The 18867-nt window shown below is 37.5% G+C and carries 20 protein-coding genes; all 20 read left to right on the top strand.

Annotated elements, in window-relative coordinates:
- The first annotated feature begins 77 nt into the window (after nucleotides 1-77).
- Nucleotides 78-752, top strand: coding sequence for a glutamic-type intramembrane protease PrsW (prsW, locus tag AMS59_RS04705; RefSeq protein ID WP_053482592.1), 675 nt, complete (start codon nucleotides 78-80; stop codon nucleotides 750-752).
- Nucleotides 753-832: 80 nt separating this feature from the next.
- Complete coding sequence (locus AMS59_RS26615; RefSeq protein WP_255349997.1) at nucleotides 833-967, top strand: hypothetical protein; 135 nt, start codon at nucleotides 833-835, stop codon at nucleotides 965-967.
- 44 nt (nucleotides 968-1011) lie between these two features.
- Nucleotides 1012-1836 carry a spore cortex-lytic enzyme gene (sleB, locus tag AMS59_RS04700; RefSeq protein WP_053482591.1) on the top strand — a complete coding sequence of 275 codons (825 nt, stop codon included), beginning with the start codon at nucleotides 1012-1014 and terminating at the stop codon, nucleotides 1834-1836.
- Between the two features lie 15 nt (nucleotides 1837-1851).
- Nucleotides 1852-3135, top strand: a complete 1284-nt coding sequence (locus AMS59_RS04695; protein ID WP_053482590.1) for a PepSY1/2 domain-containing protein — start codon at nucleotides 1852-1854, stop codon at nucleotides 3133-3135.
- An 84-nt stretch (nucleotides 3136-3219) separates the two neighbouring features.
- Complete coding sequence (locus AMS59_RS04690) at nucleotides 3220-3879, top strand: flagellar brake protein (protein ID WP_053482589.1); 660 nt, start codon at nucleotides 3220-3222, stop codon at nucleotides 3877-3879.
- 369 nt (nucleotides 3880-4248) lie between these two features.
- A complete protein-coding gene (cmk, locus tag AMS59_RS04685) occupies nucleotides 4249-4923 on the top strand; it encodes a (d)CMP kinase (protein WP_053482588.1) in 675 nt (224 codons plus the stop codon).
- A 102-nt stretch (nucleotides 4924-5025) separates the two neighbouring features.
- The gene (gene rpsA / locus AMS59_RS04680) at nucleotides 5026-6162 is read left to right on the top strand and encodes a 30S ribosomal protein S1 (RefSeq protein WP_053482587.1); all 1137 of its coding nucleotides are present in this window, start codon (nucleotides 5026-5028) and stop codon (nucleotides 6160-6162) included.
- 253 nt (nucleotides 6163-6415) lie between these two features.
- Entirely contained in the window at nucleotides 6416-7726 is a 1311-nt protein-coding gene (der, locus tag AMS59_RS04675; protein ID WP_053482586.1) for a ribosome biogenesis GTPase Der, read from the top strand.
- A gap of 194 nt (nucleotides 7727-7920) precedes the next feature.
- On the top strand, nucleotides 7921-8937 hold the full coding sequence (locus tag AMS59_RS04670; protein WP_053482585.1) for an NAD(P)H-dependent glycerol-3-phosphate dehydrogenase: 1017 nt from the start codon (nucleotides 7921-7923) through the stop codon (nucleotides 8935-8937).
- Between the two features lie 254 nt (nucleotides 8938-9191).
- On the top strand, nucleotides 9192-9404 hold the full coding sequence (locus AMS59_RS04665) for a DUF2768 domain-containing protein (protein ID WP_082337379.1): 213 nt from the start codon (nucleotides 9192-9194) through the stop codon (nucleotides 9402-9404).
- Between the two features lie 22 nt (nucleotides 9405-9426).
- Nucleotides 9427-10218 carry a hypothetical protein gene (locus AMS59_RS04660; protein ID WP_053482584.1) on the top strand — a complete coding sequence of 264 codons (792 nt, stop codon included), beginning with the start codon at nucleotides 9427-9429 and terminating at the stop codon, nucleotides 10216-10218.
- Between the two features lie 91 nt (nucleotides 10219-10309).
- Entirely contained in the window at nucleotides 10310-11788 is a 1479-nt protein-coding gene (gene spoIVA / locus AMS59_RS04655) for a stage IV sporulation protein A (RefSeq protein WP_053482583.1), read from the top strand.
- Between the two features lie 199 nt (nucleotides 11789-11987).
- The gene (locus tag AMS59_RS04650; RefSeq protein WP_004232618.1) at nucleotides 11988-12260 is read left to right on the top strand and encodes an HU family DNA-binding protein; all 273 of its coding nucleotides are present in this window, start codon (nucleotides 11988-11990) and stop codon (nucleotides 12258-12260) included.
- A 665-nt stretch (nucleotides 12261-12925) separates the two neighbouring features.
- The gene (folE, locus tag AMS59_RS04645; RefSeq protein WP_053482582.1) at nucleotides 12926-13495 is read left to right on the top strand and encodes a GTP cyclohydrolase I FolE; all 570 of its coding nucleotides are present in this window, start codon (nucleotides 12926-12928) and stop codon (nucleotides 13493-13495) included.
- 64 nt (nucleotides 13496-13559) lie between these two features.
- Nucleotides 13560-13778, top strand: a complete 219-nt coding sequence (gene mtrB / locus AMS59_RS04640) for a trp RNA-binding attenuation protein MtrB (RefSeq protein ID WP_049666799.1) — start codon at nucleotides 13560-13562, stop codon at nucleotides 13776-13778.
- A 280-nt stretch (nucleotides 13779-14058) separates the two neighbouring features.
- Nucleotides 14059-14826, top strand: coding sequence for a heptaprenyl diphosphate synthase component 1 (locus tag AMS59_RS04630; RefSeq protein WP_053482580.1), 768 nt, complete (start codon nucleotides 14059-14061; stop codon nucleotides 14824-14826).
- 15 nt (nucleotides 14827-14841) lie between these two features.
- Nucleotides 14842-15546 (top strand): demethylmenaquinone methyltransferase, encoded by a 705-nt coding sequence (locus AMS59_RS04625; protein ID WP_053482579.1) that lies wholly within the window; start codon nucleotides 14842-14844, stop codon nucleotides 15544-15546.
- A 19-nt stretch (nucleotides 15547-15565) separates the two neighbouring features.
- Nucleotides 15566-16540 carry a heptaprenyl diphosphate synthase component II gene (gene hepT, locus AMS59_RS04620; protein WP_053482578.1) on the top strand — a complete coding sequence of 325 codons (975 nt, stop codon included), beginning with the start codon at nucleotides 15566-15568 and terminating at the stop codon, nucleotides 16538-16540.
- 86 nt (nucleotides 16541-16626) lie between these two features.
- Nucleotides 16627-17043, top strand: a complete 417-nt coding sequence (ndk, locus tag AMS59_RS04615) for a nucleoside-diphosphate kinase (protein WP_053482577.1) — start codon at nucleotides 16627-16629, stop codon at nucleotides 17041-17043.
- A 116-nt stretch (nucleotides 17044-17159) separates the two neighbouring features.
- A complete protein-coding gene (locus AMS59_RS04610) occupies nucleotides 17160-18194 on the top strand; it encodes a tyrosine-type recombinase/integrase (RefSeq protein ID WP_053482576.1) in 1035 nt (344 codons plus the stop codon).
- Nucleotides 18195-18867: the final 673 nt, after the last annotated feature.

Below are 18867 nucleotides of genomic sequence, written 5' to 3'. Positions count from 1 at the left end.
TAGAAGGATGTCACGAATTTTAAAATCTTAACATAATTATGTCAAGGCGAAATTGATTTTTGAAAGGAGCCGGCATCATGATCATTTTATTATCAGCTGCCATTGCTCCCGGTCTAGCGCTTTTCAGTTACTTTTATTTGCGCAATCAGATGGCAACTGAGCCAAGAAGAACTTTACTTCAAACGTTTTTGTATGGCGCATTTTTAACGTTCCCAATCTTGTTTTTACAATATGTACTAACAGAGGAAGGGGTCTTTCGATATTTTTATCTACAAGATGTAGTTTTCTCTAGTGTAGTCGAAGAGTTTTTTAAATGGTTTGTGCTTTTAATCGCAATCTATAATCATGTAGAATTTGATGATCCTTATGATGGCATACTGTATGGTGCAAGTATATCTCTTGGTTTTGCCACGATAGAAAATGTGCTTTATTTATTTTCTTTCGGTTTGGATACTGCATTTATGCGTGCATTATTACCTGTATCAAGTCATGCTTTGTTCGGTGTTGTAATGGGCTATTATTATGGACGTGCCAAGTTTTCAAAGCTTGCAAAGACGAAAGAAATGATTGCTATGGCGCTTTGTGCACCGGTAGTATTACACATTCTATATAATACAATTTTATCATTTAAAGGCTATTGGGTATATTTAATGATACCTTTTATGCTATTTTTGTGGTGGTTTGGGCTACGAAAAGTCAAGCTTGCTCATTATCACCTAGTACAACATTTGCATATGCATAAAAAAATATAAAGCGTAGAAATCTAAAAAAGATTTCTGCGCTTTTCTATTTTTTAACTTCTTTCAGCAAATCTTCTTCTATAGGTGGTGAGATGAATACGGATTTAAGTTACTTTTCAGCCGGTGTCCAAACACCTGTAGCTGAAATAGAGGAACTCAATCGTGCAGGCCTAAGCACAAAGACGATTCCAGACGCAATTTTACCGAGGCAAAATTTATATGTATAAAATGAGTCGTTTGTTTCAAGCTATGAAAAAAAGGAGTGATGATCATGCGTTTAATAAGCATAATTTTTGCTTTAATGTTGGGGATTAGTATATTTGCTATTCCGCAAAATGACGCCATTGCATTTACCGGGCAACAGATTTCTCGTGGTGCTTATGGAGATGATGTAATTGAGCTACAGGCAAGGCTACAATACTTAGGGTTTTATAAAAGTAAAATTGATGGCAAATTTGGCTATAACACATATTGGGCTTTACGAATTTTCCAAGAGAAATATGGTTTACCAGTAGATGGAATAGCCGGTGCTAAAACTAAAAAAGCTTTATCAGGATATTCAGATTATGATGAAGGATGGGTAAAAGCGCAATTAAATGCAGGAAATCAATTTACCTATTATGGTGGTACGCCACTTGAACAGCAAGTGAAAACAAACACTGGCGGCGGCGGTGGTGGTGGAGGTAAAAGTAGTGGTAGTAGTAATAATAATGGGACTAAAACTCAAGTACCTCCAAAGTATACTGACAGAGATGTACAGTTAATGGCGAATGCGGTTTATGGTGAATCTAGGGGAGAGCCGTATGAAGGTCAAGTGGCTGTAGCGGCTGTTATTTTAAATCGTTTGGAAAGTCCTGAATTCCCAAATACTATTTCAGGTATTATTTTCCAACCACTAGCGTTTACTGCGGTGGCAGATGGACAAATTTGGCTTGAACCAAATGAACGTGCAAAAGAAGCGGTTCTTGACGCTATGAATGGATGGGATCCTTCAGAAAATGCACTCTATTATTTTAATCCGAAAACAGCAACTAGTAAGTGGATATGGTCACGACCTCAAATTAAACGAATTGGAGAACACATTTTCTGTTCATAAGAAAGGAGGAAAAAAATGAGAACGATGCTCGTTATACTCACTGCCGCGGTTATTGGTTTAGGGGCTTATAGCATAAATATGCACGGAAAAAATGTAAGTCTACAACGTACTGTGCTAGCTCAGTACACGGATAATTTAACGGATGCATCTGAGAAATTATCGCATCTACAACGAGCTGTTTCACAATCTCTATTGTTTCGAGATGACGATGCCATTCACAATGAGTTAGAATCTGTTTGGCGACTAAGCTCTGACGTTCAATCTTCTATGTCGAATATTCCTATCGGGCAGGGAATGTCGAACGACTGGCTAAGCTACTTAGGGCGCCTAGGAGATGAGGCAAAGAAAACATCTAAAACTGGTGATTATCAAGCTTGGCGAGAAAAAATGCCACAAGTCTCTACAAATTTACAATCACTTTCAGATGAATGGTCAGCTGCAACAGTAGATTTTTATAAAAACAACGGTAAGATGGATGTCTGGTTAAGACAAGTAGATACTAAGAACCCAACTACAACATTTGATAATGTACAAAAGACATTAAAGGGTTACAGTGAAAAAGACTTCCCACTTACATTAAGTGAATCAGATTGGCAGAAAAAAATAGATCTTAAAGCATTACAAGATTCAACCATTACTGAAAAAGAAGCATTGGAAAAAGTAAAACATTTATTCCCAATCATAAAAGATGCAACATTTACTGTTACAAAAAGTAGCGATACTGCACCATATCCGTTTTATCATATCCAATTCCATCAAGGTATTCGATTAGGATACGTAGATCTAACGGAAAAGGGTGGACATTTAATATCTTATTTAGTGGAACGTCCAGTAGATGAAGCAAGGCTATCACAAGATGAAATTATGAAAAAAGCTGAAGAATATTTAAAACTACTTGGCATGAATGATGTTGCATTTGTGGAATCTCGTGAAAACCATCAAGCATGGCATGTGACATTTGCACGTGTGCACCCTGGCGATAATGCATTGATTTATGCAGATGGGGTGCAATTAAAACTTGCTAAGGATACAGGCGAGTTACTTGGTGCAAATGCGATGGAATATATTCAGGCAGAGACGATTAAACCACAAACTCCAAAACCGATTGATTGGAAAACTTTCTTCGATGACGATGTGAAAGTACAAGAAGTAAGAAATATTTATACAGATAACGGTCAATTCGAACAACGTCTTTGTTATGAGGTAATTGCGGTCCGTGATAAAAACACGCAAGAAACATTTAGAATTGTTATTGACGCTGAAAATCACAATGTTTTAAAAGTGGAATATTTAACGTAATATAAGAAAAAAATACCAGTTAATATAGCCAAAATGGGCATCTCATGCGATAATATAGGTATATTTGTGTTCGGGGAGATGCTCATGGAAATAAAAATTGGTACACAATTAGAACTTGAACCAACTTATACAGAGCGTGTTGAAATATTCCGCTGTAAAGTTGTAGAACAAAAAGAAAATATTATTTACATCGATTATCCAATAAATGTTGCTACAAAGAAAACAGCTTTTTTAATAGATGGTTCTGAATTTAGAGCAACTTTTCGCACAGAGGATAAACAATCATTTGCTTTCAATACTGAAGTGATTGGACGTAAATCTGGCAATATACCTATGATTATGTTGCATTGTCCAAAGGCAGATGACTTTATCAAAATTCAACGTCGTGAATATGTACGTGTGGAAACGCCTGTGGATGTAGCGATACAGTTTAAAGATTACAAATATCAGCTAGTAACAGCAGATATTAGCGCAGGTGGTTTAGCAGTTATCTTGAAAGGGGCAATTGCTTTCCAAGATGATGATGAGGTTCAGTTAACAATCGTTTTACCATTTACCAATGGGGATGTAAAATACGTGACCACGGATGCGATGGTTGTTCGTATATTCGAAAAAGATGACAAAAAAATGGCAACTATACAATTAACAGATACTGATGAAGTAGACCAACAGCATATTGTTCGTTTCTGCTTTGAACGTCAGTTAGTGAATCGTCGTAAAGAAATAAATCCTTTTGATGCTTGATTTTTTACGCTTATTAACTTCTATCAGCAGGTACAAATACCCGCTGATAGAAGTTAAAGCCTCCGGCGGATATCACGGAATCGGAAAGGAATTAATAAAGGATGTTAGCCTAAAATCATCGCATCCAAGCGATAACGGCTAACTGACCTGCATCACGCAGGCCTAAGCACAAAGCCGATTCCGGACGCAATTATGCCGAGGCATAATTGATTGGTCTTCCCAACCTTTATTGATGAGTAGAAATACCATGGATTTTTGTAGGTAGTTTACACACCTTCAAATTGATTAGTAATTTGATTTAAGAAAGCCCTCTCCTTGAAGAGGGCTTTTTTATGATACAATATGGTGTGATAGAAAGTAGGGAGAATTATGAAGAAAAACATTCAAATTGCGATTGATGGACCGGCTGGTGCTGGAAAAAGCACAATCGCGAAAATTGTTGCAGAGGCACTTGGATTTACTTATATCGACACAGGTGCTATGTATCGTGCTGTGACGTATAAAGCAATGCAACAAAACATACATTTAGATGATGAAACAAAATTAGCAGAAATGCTAGCATCAAGCATAATTGAATTAAAGCCTTCTTCTGAAGGACAGCTTGTTTTTTTAGACGGGAAGAACGTGTCGGCGGAAATTCGATCAAATGAGGTAACTTCATCGGTTTCACAAGTAGCGGCTCATGCTAAAATACGTGAACTATTAGTAGAGCAGCAACAAAAGCTTGCGGATAACGGTGGTGTTGTTATGGATGGGCGAGATATTGCTACGCATGTATTAAAGAATGCAGAACTAAAAATCTTTATGTCTGCAACTGTAGAAGAGAGAGCAAGACGTCGTTTTATTGACAATCAAAAACGAGGAATTGAATCTTCCATTGAAAAGCTTCAAGAAGAAATTGCCCTGCGCGATAAAATGGATAGCGAACGTGAAGCATCGCCACTAATTCAAGCAGAAGATGCCATATTTTTAGACACGACAGCATTGTCAATTGATGAAGCAGCACTAGCCATTTTAAAATTAGCGCAAGAAAAAATGATATAAATCCAAAAATTTCAGACATTTTTTGAATTTAAAGGATTTATTTTTGTCTTTGTCTTCAATATCGAATAAAATAGTAAGGGAAGATGCGAAGGAGGGTTACATATGTCTGAAGAAATGAACTATGCAGAACAAACGTTTAACGAAGGTGATATCGTCAAAGGTATTGCAGAGCAGGTTGATGAAAAAGCGGTAACTGTTTCAATTCCAGGTGCACCGTTTGACGGTATTGTGCCAATAAGTGAATTATCCAGCTTACACATTGAAAAAGCGTCTGACGTAATCTCTGTTGGAGATGAGTTGGAGTTGATGATTACAAAAGTTGAAGAAGGAAACTATGTATTATCAAAACGTAAAGTAGATGCTTTAAAAGCATGGGATACTCTTGAGCAACAATTCAACGCTGAGGAAATTTTCGAAGCGGAAGTAAAAGACATTGTTAAAGGTGGTCTTGTCGTAGATTTAGGAGTACGTGGCTTCGTTCCAGCCTCCCTAGTAGAAGACTACTTTGTTGATGATTTTGAAGACTATAAAGGCAAATCTCTTAGCTTTAAAATTGTAGAGCTTGATAAAGAAAAAAATCGCTTAATTTTATCACATCGTGCTGTAGTGGAATCTGAAAAAGCTTCTCAAAAGAAAAATGTCATTAATCAAATTAAAACTGGCGATGTTTTAGACGGTAAAGTACAGCGTATCGCATCATTTGGTGCATTCATTGACCTTGGTGGTATTGATGGCCTTGTGCATATCTCACAAGTGTCTCATGAGCATGTGAGCGATGTGAGCGAGGTTTTATCAGAAGGACAAGAGGTAAAGGTGAAAGTCCTTTCTGTAGACCCAGAAAATGAGCGTATTTCGCTATCCATTAAGGAAACGATTCCTGGTCCTTGGTCGAACATCGATGAGCGTGCCGCGAAAGGTACAGTGCTAGATGGCAAAGTAAAACGACTTACTTCATTCGGAGCATTTGTGGAAGTTTTCCCAGGTGTAGAAGGTTTAGTGCATATTTCACAAATCGCGCATAAGCATATTAACACACCACACGAAGCTCTAAAAGAAGGACAAGAGGTACAGGTGAAAGTGCTTGACGTAAATGCTGAAGAAGGCCGATTGGCATTAAGCATTAAGGATTTACTTGAAAATCCCGAGGCAGAGGAAGTAATCGACTATGAATTACCAGAAGAAAACACAGGCTTCTCTTTCGGTGATGTCATTGGCGATAAACTGAAAAATTTTAAATAAACTAGACAAGCGAGGATACAGTTTGTGTCCTCGCTTTTTTATGGAGGAAAAGGATAGAAGAATCAAAGAGTTGAATAGAGTCAAAGCGAGGATAGCCACATCGCACCACTAGATTGAAGAGGTAACGATGAAAAAATTCCCAGAGAAATGAATAGAACCGTACATAGCGCGCTCTTTTATGGATATGATATGATATAATGGCATTTTTCGTGTATAATAGCGAAAGACAAGAAGTTGGAAGGATGAAGTACAGATGACGAAACCAGTAGTAGCCATCGTAGGTCGTCCGAACGTAGGTAAGTCGACGATTTTTAATCGTATCGTTGGAGAACGTGTATCGATTGTGGAAGATATTCCAGGAGTTACACGCGACCGTATTTATAGTTCGGCAGAGTGGTTAACACATGATTTTAATATTATTGATACAGGTGGTATTGAGATTGGGGACGAGCCGTTTTTAGAGCAAATTCGTCAACAAGCAGAAATAGCCATTGATGAAGCGGACGTTATAATCTTTATGACAAATGGTCGTGAAGGTGTAACAGCTGCTGATGAGCAAGTTGCTAAAATTTTATACAAAACAAAAAAACCGGTCGTATTAGCAGTGAATAAAATTGATAACCCGGATATGCGTGAGATGATTTATGATTTCTATGCGCTTGGTTTTGGTGAGCCTTGGCCAATTTCTGGTTCTCACGGCTTAGGCTTAGGGGATTTATTGGACGAATGTGCAGTACATTTCCCTAAGGAAGATGAAGAACAATATGGAGACGAGGTCATTAAATTCTCGTTAATCGGTCGTCCAAATGTTGGAAAATCTTCATTGGTAAATGCATTTTTAGGCCAAGACCGCGTTATTGTTAGTAATATCGCAGGTACTACTCGAGATGCTATTGACACGCCTTATGAGTATGATGATCAGGAATATGTCATTATAGATACTGCAGGTATGCGTAAAAAAGGGAAAGTATACGAAACGACAGAGAAATATTCTGTCTTACGTGCGTTACGTGCAATTGAACGCTCTGATGTTGTTTTAGTCGTTCTAAATGCTGAAGAAGGCATTCAAGAACAAGATAAAAAAATTGCAGGCTATGCGCATGAAGCTGGAAAAGCTATTGTTATCGTTGTTAATAAATGGGATGCTATTGAAAAAGACGAAAAAACAATGAACGTCTTTACACAGCAAATTCGCGAGCATTTCTTATTCTTAGACTATGCGCCAATTATTTTTGTATCAGCCAATACAAAGCAGCGTGTACATCAAATTTTGCCGATTGTACAACGTGTAAGTGAAAACCATGCAATGCGTATTCAATCATCTATCCTTAATGAAGTGATTGAGGATGCGGTGGCACGTAACCCAGCACCAGCTGATAAAGGCCGCCGTCTTCGCATCTACTATGCTACCCAAGTTGCGATACAGCCACCTACTTTTGTGGTGTTTGTTAATGAGCCAGAGCTAATGCATTTCTCTTATGAACGATTTTTAGAAAATCGTATTCGAGAAACATTTGATTTTGAAGGAACGCCAATTCGTTTAATTTCCCGTGCTCGTGCTTAGGAAAAATATACACATACAATACGCCAACCCGACAATACTTGTTGGGTGGCGTCTTTTTACAAGAGAGGAAAGAACAATTTTTCTAAAGTCTACTATAAGATTGCTTTGAAAGCCTTACTGTTGTAAGCCTTTCTCTAGCATTTTTTGAAACTAATATGAGTGAATTGTCTTTTCTAAACAAGGGAGGTTTTTGAATGGAAAAAGTTTGTGTGTTAGGGGCAGGCTCATGGGGTTCAGCGCTTGCGATGGTGCTTGCAGAAAATGGGCATGATACACTTCTATGGACTCATCGAACAGATCAAGCTGAAGAAATTAATAACCTGCATACAAATAGGAAGTATTTACCTGAAACGGTGTTACCGACAAATTTGTATGCGACAAGCGATATTGCTAAGGCCGTTGCTCATTCTGAGATAATTGTCGTAGCCGTGCCTACTAAGGCTATTCGAGAAGTATGTGAAAAAATGATCGCAACACTCGATAAAAAAGTACTGTTTGTTCATGTATCGAAGGGTATTGAACCAGATACGTTGAAACGAATTTCAGAAATTTTAGTAGAAAGTTTACCACCTGAATTTGTCGAAGAAGTTGTTGTGCTTTCAGGACCAAGTCATGCAGAGGAAGTTGTCTTACATCACCCGACAACTGTTACAGCAGCTTGTGCAAACATTGAAGCTGCAGAAAAAGTGCAGGATTTATTTATGAACCAATTTTTCCGTGTCTACACAAACAAAGATGTGATAGGCGTAGAAATAGGTGGCGCATTAAAAAACGTTATCGCATTAGCTGCAGGTATTTCTGACGGCTTAAATTATGGTGATAATGCCAAAGCTGCACTTATTACGCGAGGGTTGGCTGAAATTTCACGTTTGGGTGTTAAAATGGGAGGAAATCCATTTACATTCTCAGGACTTACAGGTATGGGGGACTTAATTGTCACATGTACAAGTGTGCACTCTCGTAATTGGCGCGCAGGTAATTTACTAGGGCAAGGAATGAAACTGCCAGAGGTGCTTGAACAAATGGGCATGGTTGTTGAAGGGGTACGCACAACAAAAGCTGCCTATCAACTAGCAGAGAAACATGATGTTGCTATGCCAATAACTACGGCACTTTATAGTGTTCTATTTAGTGATATAGAACCGAAAGTGGCGGTTGATGCATTAATGATGCGTATGAAAAAGCGAGAAATCGATGACATGATATACTAAATTAATAAAAATGGATAAATAAGGTTAATCAATATACCTAATCTATTTGATTAGTTTTGTCATAAAATGGACATAAATAAGGTGGTCTCAGGGAATAGCTGAGACGCCTTATTGTGCGCTATTAATTGAATATTTATTTTATAAAGGTTGTCCATTTGATGATAGTTATTGGACAACTATTTCTTTTTAGCGAAAGCACATAGTATAATATACTTTGATTGTTTTGTGACGTTGAAGAAAGGTGGTTGTCTTGAATGGGTCCGTTAGAACATTTGCCTGCGCTTGATGTAATGTGGGTATCATTTTATTGTATCGGCTTTATGATTATATCTGTCGGTTTAATTTATTTAGCTCGTAATAAGGTTTCGAACGTTTTTTTACGTACAATCGTAAATTTAATTGCATACATACTATTTGGACTTGGCACATTTTTAATGGTACTAATTGTAGCTACATGGCCAGCATAAAAAATGATGAGGTGGAAGTAACATGAAAAAACTAAGTGCTTTTCTTTTGGTAATAGTAACCGCCGTACTTCTAGTAGGTTGTGCATATCCAGAAGACGAAAAAAGGGCAAAATTAGTGCCTGATACTGACCAATTAGCTGCGGTTCAGCGTGCGGTTGATGAATACCGTGAAGCAACTGGTGGACTAGTTCCAATTAAAAATAGCGAGCTAGATACAGATTTATATATAAAATATTTAATTGATTTTGAAAAACTAATGCCTAAATATCTTGCACAAATACCAGGGAACGCTTATGAAAAGGGTGGAATTTTCCAGTATATTATTTGGGATCCTGAGAATGAAGCGAAAGTAAAATTGGTAGATTTAAATGCTGCAGAGCGAATTCGAGAAATTAATATTCGTAAACTTTCTACCCAATATTTACCGATAAAAGGTGCAACTTCAGATAATGTATATCAAATTAACTTTGAAGATTTGGGCTATAAAACAGATGTAACTGTGAAAAGCCCCTATTCTGGTACCGAATTACCAATATTTATGACAGGCGATGGCGAAATGCATGTCGACTATTCCATCGACTTAGGTCAACTACTAAAAGAAGACAAGCCTGATGTTAAGCCAGGAGATGATATTCGTCAGCTACTTGTTGATAAATATCCAGTAGTACCAGCTTATTCTATACCATATACAGTAGATGAAAAAGGTGAGCCAATTTATTTTATGGACGCCTATAATAGTGATGCAAAAAAAGCTAGAGAAAAAGCTAGAGAAAAAGCAATTCAAGAGTCTGAATCCAAAACTAAAAAAGATTAGACAATAAGCCCCTTACATTTGTGAGGGGCTTTTCATATTTATCTAACCGCTCGCATATAGTGAAAAAGCGTAGATAAAGGAGGCAGAAACCTTGAGTGAAGCAGTATTTAGAGAAATTGCAGAGCGCACAAATGGCGATGTTTATATTGGTGTTGTCGGTCCAGTACGTGTAGGTAAATCTACATTTGTAAAAAAGGTTATGGAAGCGGTCGTGTTACCAAATATTGTGGATGATACAGAAAGAATGCGTGCACAAGACGAGTTGCCACAAAGCTCGCCGGGGCCAGTCATTATGACTGCTGAGCCGAAGTTTGTGCCTGCCCAAGCAACACGTATTGCGGTCGGTGATGATGAAATGACGTTCCAAATTCGTTTAGCAGATTGCGTTGGTTATATCATTGAAGGTACTAAGGGCTATGAGGATGAAAACGGGCCAAAATATGTGCATACACCTTGGCATACAGAGCCTATCCCTTTCCAAGAAGCAGCGAAAATAGGCACAGATAAAGTTATTCGTGACCATGCTAATATAGGAATTGTTGTAACAACAGATGGCACGGTAAATGGCATAAGTCGCCGTGCGGCAGAGAAGGCTGAAGAGGAAATTGTAGAGCAATTAATGGAAATTGGAAAACCTTTTGTTGTTGTATTAAATTGCCAAATGCCAGCGCGAGAGGAAACGGTACAGCTTCGAAATGAGCTATTTGAGCGCTATAATGTTCCAGTAATTGCTACTTCAATCGATCAAATGCGTGCATCTGATATTCAGTATATTTTGCAAGAGGCATTATTTGAATTTCCAGTTCGAACAATTGAGGTGGAAAAACCAGATTGGTTAGATGTTTTAGATGCAACACACCCATTGAATGTTGCATTAATTGATTCGATGGAAGAAGTGTTGTCATCTGTTATGAAAATTAGGGATGTACAGCAGGCGTCAGATGCCTTTAAAGCCATTGATTTTATTGACCAAAGTGAAGTGGTACATGTGGATGCTGGTGTTGGGACCGCGGTCATTCGAGTGTCATTACAAAGTGAGCTATATAAGTCGGTTTGCAATGAATGGCTAGATGAGCCAATTGAGACGAAGCGAGATTGGCTACTCTTTATTAAAGAGGCAGCAGAAGCAAAAGAGGCGCAAAAACGCTTTAAAAATGCTATTAGTCAAGCAGATTCGACTGGTTATGGTGTAACATTGCCGATGATGCAGGAGTTTGAGCCAACAGCACCAGAGCTCATTAAACAAAATAATTTTTATGGTGTGCGTATGAAGGCAAAAGCGCCATCATATCATATCATTCGTGTAGATATGGAATCAGAATTTGCGCCACTAATTGGCTCTGAATTCCATAGTCAACAATTGCTTAAGGATTTAAATCATGCTTATTTACATGATCGTGACGCTTTATGGAACACACAGCTTTTTGGAACTCCGCTACATGAAGTGTTAAAAGAAGGAATACGCTATAAAATGGATGCCGTTCCATCTACGGCCAAAAAACGGATGCGACAAACAATTGAACGTATGGTGAACGAAGGTGATAGAGGATTAGTTACATTTATTTTGTAGTAAAAAAATGAAAAATAAAGCGCAAAAAATTATCACAGGGCTATTCGTTCTTATGCGAAAAGTCCTGTTATTTTTGTTTTTTGGGTGAAAAACGTATTTTTTGGTTATAATCATGAATGAATACAGTTGCGTAGCGGTTTTCTATGTGTTAATCTTTTTACAGAATTGGTTCATGACCCTTTGAGAGGAGGTGAATGGTGTGAATAAAACAGAATTAGTAAACTCTGTTGCTGAAGCTGCAGGTCTTTCTAAAAAAGACGCTTCTAAAGCAGTTGAAGCTGTATTTGATACAATTCAAGATGCTCTTGCAAAGGGTGACAAAGTACAATTAATTGGTTTTGGTAACTTTGAAGTACGTGAACGTGCGGCTCGTAAAGGTCGTAACCCACAAACTGGTAAAGAAATCGAAATCGCTGCTAGCAAGGTACCTGCTTTCAAACCAGGTAAAGCGCTTAAAGATGCTGTAAAATAATACACGTCTAGTAGTTACATAGGGCAGTCTTCATGTAAACGAACATGGAGGCTGCTCTTTTTAACTTCTTTTTTGAGAATTTCGCACGTTGCTAAAGAAGGTAAGGGTACATAGAAAGATACAATAAACGTAAGTGCAAGCATTATAGATAAAATATGCACAATTTAGGTACAACACTAAAAGTTGGAATGCCTTTGTTAAAAGATATATCATAAAATTAGTTGATTGGAGTGGAGGCTTGGTGACTCCTAGGGGAATAGCAATAGAGGAACGAAGGCTAAAACCATCACGTCCTGTGATAACGCCTTCGTGACCACCATCCTGTCGTTGCTGACGCTTCGCTTTCGCACAGAAAACATTCGTTGCTGACACTTCGCTTTCGCACAGAAAACATTCGTTGCTGACACTTCGCTTTCGCACAGAAAACATTTGTTGCCCCGACGCCCCAGGAAATCGTCTAGCCGGAACTGAAATCAATCTGACGTAATTGTGATGAGCCATAATAAATAATATATGCCTTAATTAGAAAGCGTTAAGTGACTATTTTGCTCATATAACGTTGAATTTCTTTTGAATCAAGTAAGTCGTTTTGCGCTTACCTTTTGGATATGCTACGATGCATAAAGAAATGTGTAATGTATAGATACGCAGGAGGGTTTTTACGGATGTCGAATGTTGATTTATTGAAAATAGAAGAAGCAGTAAAAATGATTTTAGAGGCGGTAGGCGAAGATGTAAATCGTGAAGGTTTACTCGATACACCGAAACGTGTAGCAAAAATGTATGCGGAAATGTTTAGTGGCTTACATGAAGACGCGAAAGATTATTTTAAAACAGTGTTTCATGAAGATCATGAGGAATTAGTACTTGTAAAGGACATTCCGTTTTATTCGATGTGTGAGCATCATTTAGTTCCTTTTTATGGGAAAGCTCATGTCGCATACATACCAAATGATGGCGTTGTTGCTGGACTAAGTAAATTAGGACGTGCAGTAGAAACCATTGCTCGTCGTCCGCAATTACAAGAACGTATTACTTCTTCAGTGGCAGAGACGATTATGGAAATGCTCTCTCCGAAAGGTGTTTATGTAGTGATAGAGGCGGAGCATATGTGCATGACTATGCGAGGACTTAAAAAGCCAGGATCTAAAACTGTGACATCGGTTGCACGTGGCATTTACGAAGAAGATGAAGTAAAACGTAGAGAAGTTTTATCATTTATTCAAATGTCTTAAATTGCATGTCTAATTATGTTATGATGGACTAAGAATTTGTCGGATTTAAGGGAGTGTACAGACAATGGCGCAAGATTATATTGTTATTCAAGCAGAGGAAGATGGCGTGCATGTAATCGGTTTAACACGAGGTACAGATACAAAGTTCCATCATTCTGAAAAATTAGATGCAGGCGAAGTTATGATTGCTCAATTTACCGAACATACATCAGCCATGAAAATTCGTGGGAAAGCACAGATTCATACAGCTCACGGTGTTATAAATAGCGAAGCTAAAAAGTAATAGAGAAAAATACCATTCAGAAGTGCATTATGAATGGTTTCGTGTCTATGCAAATTAGTGATGGCACATATAAATCGACTAGATGTGTAAAACTTAGTAATGTTTACGCTCAGGCAGTTGGATTTCTTACGTTTTTTAACGAGGAAGCTCTTCTGCCTATCATGTTGAATAAAGCAAAAATTTTTTATTCCGAATCGTCGCATATGCTATAATGACTCAGTAAGCAAGCGTTAGGTCATGAAGTGACTAACGTATTTGAAAGTGAAATGGAGTAAGGTCTATGAATGCAACATACATTCAAAATTCAATTGCACAATTAAAAACAGAGATTTTCATGGATGTTCGTCATAGAACTTTGCAAAAATACACAGGATTGCCTGTGCTCGATGAAAATCAATTATTTTACTTGTTAGTTCCTTTTTTTAATGGGGAAGAGTGGCAACAAGAAGAAAGAGAAGCTGCAATTACTGTTGGAATTGTGTACGCAGCCTTAGCGGCGCACGATCATATTAAAGAATTAAATGCCACATCAAAAGAACAGCAGCTAACCGTTTTAGCTGGGGACTTTTATAGTGGCCGTTATTATGAGATTTTAGCGATGTCGGGAAATGTCGCATTGATCCGAAATTTGTCGCAAGGTATTGTGGCACGTTGTGAACACCAAATTAAAGTATATGAGGCGGAAAAACGCTCAATCGAACAATGGTTTGCCTCAATAACAAACATTGAATCAGGACTAATCTCAAAATTTTTTGAGCTCTATTCTTTTGCTAATTACATTCCAATGGTGGAGAAGAGCTTATTGATCTTACGTTTAGAAAGAGAATTGGCGACATATCAAAGTGGGCAAGTATCTTTAATGAGTAAGGTTCTCGAAGAAAGTGCAAGATCTGCTGGAGCGACCTATGGCAACGTCATACAGGACAAAATTGTGCAATTAAAAACAGAGCTGTTACAGGTGATAGAAGATGCATCGTTTTTACAAAGTGATGTGAAACAGGCTTTACAAGCACGTGTAGAGGCATCCATTGCTTCTACTAATGGATAAGAGAGGTTTTTCAAAATGGCTAAAACGAAAGAAGAACACGTGCACGAAGTATTTGAAAGTATTTCGGAAAACTATGACAAAATGAATGGTGTTATTAGTTTCCAGATGCATGTTGGCTGGCGCAATGATACGATGAAGCACATGGCAGTAAAACCTGGAGCGAAGGCGCTAGATGTTTGCTGCGGTACGGCAGATTGGACAATTGCATTAGCCGAGGCAGTTGGTGAAGGCGGAGAAGTAAAAGGGTTAGACTTTAGTAAAAACATGCTGAAGGCTGGCGAAGAAAAGGTAAAGCCATACCCACAAATTGAACTAATACATGGAAATGCTATGGAGTTACCTTTCCCAGACAATACTTTTGATTATGTAACAATTGGTTTTGGGCTTCGTAATGTACCAGATTATTTACAAGTTTTAAAGGAAATGAATCGTGTTGTAAAACCAGGGGGAATGGTTGTTTGTTTAGAAACATCTCAATCTGAAATTCCAGGCTATCGACAACTATTCCGTTTTTATTTTAAATATATAATGCCGATATTTGGTAAAATATTTGCGAAAAGCTATAAAGAATATTCTTGGCTACAGGAATCAGCAAATGATTTCCCAGGTATGAAGAAGTTAGCGGCATTGTTTGAGCAGGCAGGTTTAGAAAAAGTAACGTATAAAGCATACAGTGGCGGTGCTGCGGCAATGCATATGGGCTTTAAAAAAGTACGTTAATGGGGGAAGGTTTTCACACGTGGAAAAGATGAAGTTAAAACTACTCTATTCCGATTTGAAATCAGATATCGATATCATTGAAAAAGAATTAGAAAAAGCAGTGAACTCTTCTTCATGTTTGATCAATGATGCTTCTCTCCATTTATTGCAAGCTGGTGGCAAACGGATACGACCAATTTTTGTGTTGCTTGGCGCGAAATTTGGTGAATATGATATCGAAAAAATGAAGGATGTAGCCGTACCAGTAGAGCTTATTCATATGGCATCACTTGTGCATGATGATGTAATTGATGATTCCAATATGCGAAGAGGACGCCCGACTGTCAAATCACAATGGAATAATAGAGTTGCAATGTACACGGGCGATTTTATTTTTGCGCGTGCACTTGAATATATTACAAAGCTTGAAGACCCATTAGTTCATCAAATTTTAGCGCGTACAATGGTGGAAATTTGTAACGGTGAAGTCATTCAAATCGAAGATAAATTTAGATTAGATCAAGGATTAAAGGATTATTTTAGACGAATCAAACGAAAAACGGCATTACTGATTTCTTCTAGTTGTGAACTTGGTGCAGTAGCAGCAGGTGTCGATCCCAAAACAGTAAGACATTTGAAACGCTTCGGCTATTTTGTGGGCATGAGTTTCCAAATTATCGATGATGTTTTAGATATTATGGCAACTGATAAAGAATTAGGGAAGCCAGCAGGTAGTGATTTATTGCAGGGCAATATTACGTTACCGATTCTATTGTTAAAAGATGATCCCGTGATGCAACCTTATTTGATAAAAGTATTTGCTGGTACTTTGACAGAAGCAGAACGTCAAAATATGCTGCAGTATGTGCGTAAATCTGACGCGATTGAGCAAGCTAATAAAATGAGTGATAAATATTTGAAAAAGGCATTACAGGAAATAGATGCATTACCAAAACATCCCGTCAAGAAAAAACTACGTGATGTCGCTTTATTTATGGGTAAGCGTAAATTCTAGCTTTTTGTTGTACAAATGCTCATTTTTTGTTAATATTTATCGGTAGGTGTAAAACCTGTTATACGAATTTAAGGAGTGTTTTAAACATGGCAATCGAACAAACTTTTTTAATGGTTAAGCCTGATGGCGTAGAACGTCAAGTAGTAGGAGATATCGTAGATCGTTTTGAACGTCGCGGTTTTGTATTGAAAGGTGCTAAATTGATGGTAATTCCTACAGAATTAGCAGAAAAGCACTATGCAGAGCATGCAGAGCGTCCATTCTTTGGTGAATTAGTTGATTTCATCACTTCTGGTCCTGTATTCGCTATGGTATGGGAAGGCGAAAACGTAATTAAGCTTGCTCGTACAATGATGGGAGCAACTAAACCTGAAGAATCTAACCCAGGTACAATCCGTGGTGACTATGCAACAACTGTTTCTCACAACATCATTCACGGTTCTGATTCACTTGCTTCTGCTGAGCGTGAAATCGGCTTATTCTTCGGTGAAGATTTAGTTTAATTTCTTAATCTACGAAGAGTAACGAAAAAAACTACGGATAGAACTAAATAAAAAAATCATCTATTTTTCGATGTAACTTTTACCTTCTAACAAAAAAATGTTAGGAGGTTTTTTGTTTGTCTAAATCATTTAATAAGGCTAATTCAAACATTGATTTAAGTTTATTCACTATCAAAACTGAAGAATCAAAAGAAGAAATGGCGAAAAATAGCAATAATTCAATAGTTAAAATTGACACGTTTGATGAAATGGATAGTAGAAATATAAAAATTGAACATGCTATAAAAATTTTAAATCAACAATGGCGACTAAGTGGATTAAGACCAAGGACAATTGATAGTTATAACTATAATTTTAAGCGTTTTGTTGAAGTTACCGATGTTGAATATCTACATGAAATTAATAATGAAAAAATTTATCAATATTTATCAAGTTTCGAAAATGTGAAGGACACTTCTCTACAGGGTCGTTTAAAGCAAATTAAAGCCGTTTTAAGCAAGTGTCACGATAACGGATGGTATAACTCGAAGTTTTGGAAAAACATCAAAATAAAAGTAAATACAAGCGTTAAGGAAGCTACTACAGAAAAAGAGTTAGCACTATTGTTATCACTTTTGGATAAATCAACATATTCGGGATTACGTGACAGTATAGCAATTTTGCTTTTATACAAAACAGGAATTCGAATTAAAACATTAGGTGCGTTGAGAGAACAGAATATTGATTTTGATAATAGGCTACTGAAATTACAGGGAGAGATAATGAAGGCGCATAGACCATTGATTCTTCCTTTAGATGATGAAATGTGTACTTTATTAAGAGAATTGATTTCAATAAACGATGGAGTCAGGAAGGAACATAGAGAAAAGAATGATTATATTTTTCTTTCAAACATTGGCGTACCAATTTCAAATACAGTTTCACCTTCAAATTTAATTGCAAAAAATTTATGGGTATACAGTAAAAAGTGGAATTTAAAGAATGTTAATCCTCATTCGATTCGAAGATTATACGCTCAAAATTTGGTGAAGCGAGGTGCAGATATAAATTTAGTATCTCATGCATTAGCTCACGCTGATATATCAACAACCTCTATTTATTTGGGATTAAATGTAAATTTGGTAGCGCGAAATTTACGTGAGTTCTTATAGAGAAGTAAGCAAAAAAATAGAGGGTTAGCACTCGCAATGCTTCCCTCAATACTCAAGTTAGCAGTACGCAAATACAACTAAATATGAGCGTTTAACATGCCTTCATTCTATCTAAAAAAAAGATAGGTGTCAAAGGTTTAGTTTCTTATTGTCTTTTTTAGGTAGCATGAGGTCATGTTGGCTCGTTGGTGGAAACCTAGTAACACCAATTGCAACTAAACTTGACAGGTTATGACGTTCCCATCGCACACAAACGTCTAGGACACCACTACAAGCTTCCTTGTTTGCTTGGGTGTCTGAATGGTGTTAGCGACCATAAACGGCTAGGAGTGGAAGGTCTGAGTGGCTACGGCTACGCAGGATACATCACACATTGTAATTGTTGCCGAGTTTCTCATAACAGTAGAATAGGCATTTACGATATTTGCAGAAGATGAATATAAGGATTGCAACAACTATCGGGGGCAGAAGTAGATTAGTAGATGTATTGTTCGAGAGAGCGCATTTAAACAAGGGCATACGATACGGATACAACGATATACGGATTCATGAAATTATGCTAAATGTCTTGTCTTGTTCCTTTAAGTCATAATTGATTTATTGAGAACTAGGCAAGGCATTTTTGCATTGAGCCGTTTCAACTCAACCGCCTTCATGATAAGGAGAGCATAAC

It is taken from the genome of Lysinibacillus sp. FJAT-14745 (assembly GCF_001275675.1).
Taxonomy (GTDB): domain Bacteria; phylum Bacillota; class Bacilli; order Bacillales_A; family Planococcaceae; genus Lysinibacillus.
This window is presented reverse-complemented; position numbering and strand designations above follow the sequence as displayed.

Coding starts and splice junctions, on each gene's coding strand:
- prsW (WP_053482592.1), top strand. CDS start 78: ATGATCATTTTATTATCAGCTGCCATTGCTCCCGGTCTAGCGCTTTTC.
- AMS59_RS26615 (WP_255349997.1), top strand. CDS start 833: ATGAATACGGATTTAAGTTACTTTTCAGCCGGTGTCCAAACACCTGTA.
- sleB (WP_053482591.1), top strand. CDS start 1,012: ATGCGTTTAATAAGCATAATTTTTGCTTTAATGTTGGGGATTAGTATA.
- AMS59_RS04695 (WP_053482590.1), top strand. CDS start 1,852: ATGAGAACGATGCTCGTTATACTCACTGCCGCGGTTATTGGTTTAGGG.
- AMS59_RS04690 (WP_053482589.1), top strand. CDS start 3,220: ATGGAAATAAAAATTGGTACACAATTAGAACTTGAACCAACTTATACA.
- cmk (WP_053482588.1), top strand. CDS start 4,249: ATGAAGAAAAACATTCAAATTGCGATTGATGGACCGGCTGGTGCTGGA.
- rpsA (WP_053482587.1), top strand. CDS start 5,026: ATGTCTGAAGAAATGAACTATGCAGAACAAACGTTTAACGAAGGTGAT.
- der (WP_053482586.1), top strand. CDS start 6,416: ATGACGAAACCAGTAGTAGCCATCGTAGGTCGTCCGAACGTAGGTAAG.
- AMS59_RS04670 (WP_053482585.1), top strand. CDS start 7,921: ATGGAAAAAGTTTGTGTGTTAGGGGCAGGCTCATGGGGTTCAGCGCTT.
- AMS59_RS04665 (WP_082337379.1), top strand. CDS start 9,192: ATGGGTCCGTTAGAACATTTGCCTGCGCTTGATGTAATGTGGGTATCA.
- AMS59_RS04660 (WP_053482584.1), top strand. CDS start 9,427: ATGAAAAAACTAAGTGCTTTTCTTTTGGTAATAGTAACCGCCGTACTT.
- folE (WP_053482582.1), top strand. CDS start 12,926: ATGTCGAATGTTGATTTATTGAAAATAGAAGAAGCAGTAAAAATGATT.
- mtrB (WP_049666799.1), top strand. CDS start 13,560: ATGGCGCAAGATTATATTGTTATTCAAGCAGAGGAAGATGGCGTGCAT.
- AMS59_RS04630 (WP_053482580.1), top strand. CDS start 14,059: ATGAATGCAACATACATTCAAAATTCAATTGCACAATTAAAAACAGAG.
- AMS59_RS04625 (WP_053482579.1), top strand. CDS start 14,842: ATGGCTAAAACGAAAGAAGAACACGTGCACGAAGTATTTGAAAGTATT.
- ndk (WP_053482577.1), top strand. CDS start 16,627: ATGGCAATCGAACAAACTTTTTTAATGGTTAAGCCTGATGGCGTAGAA.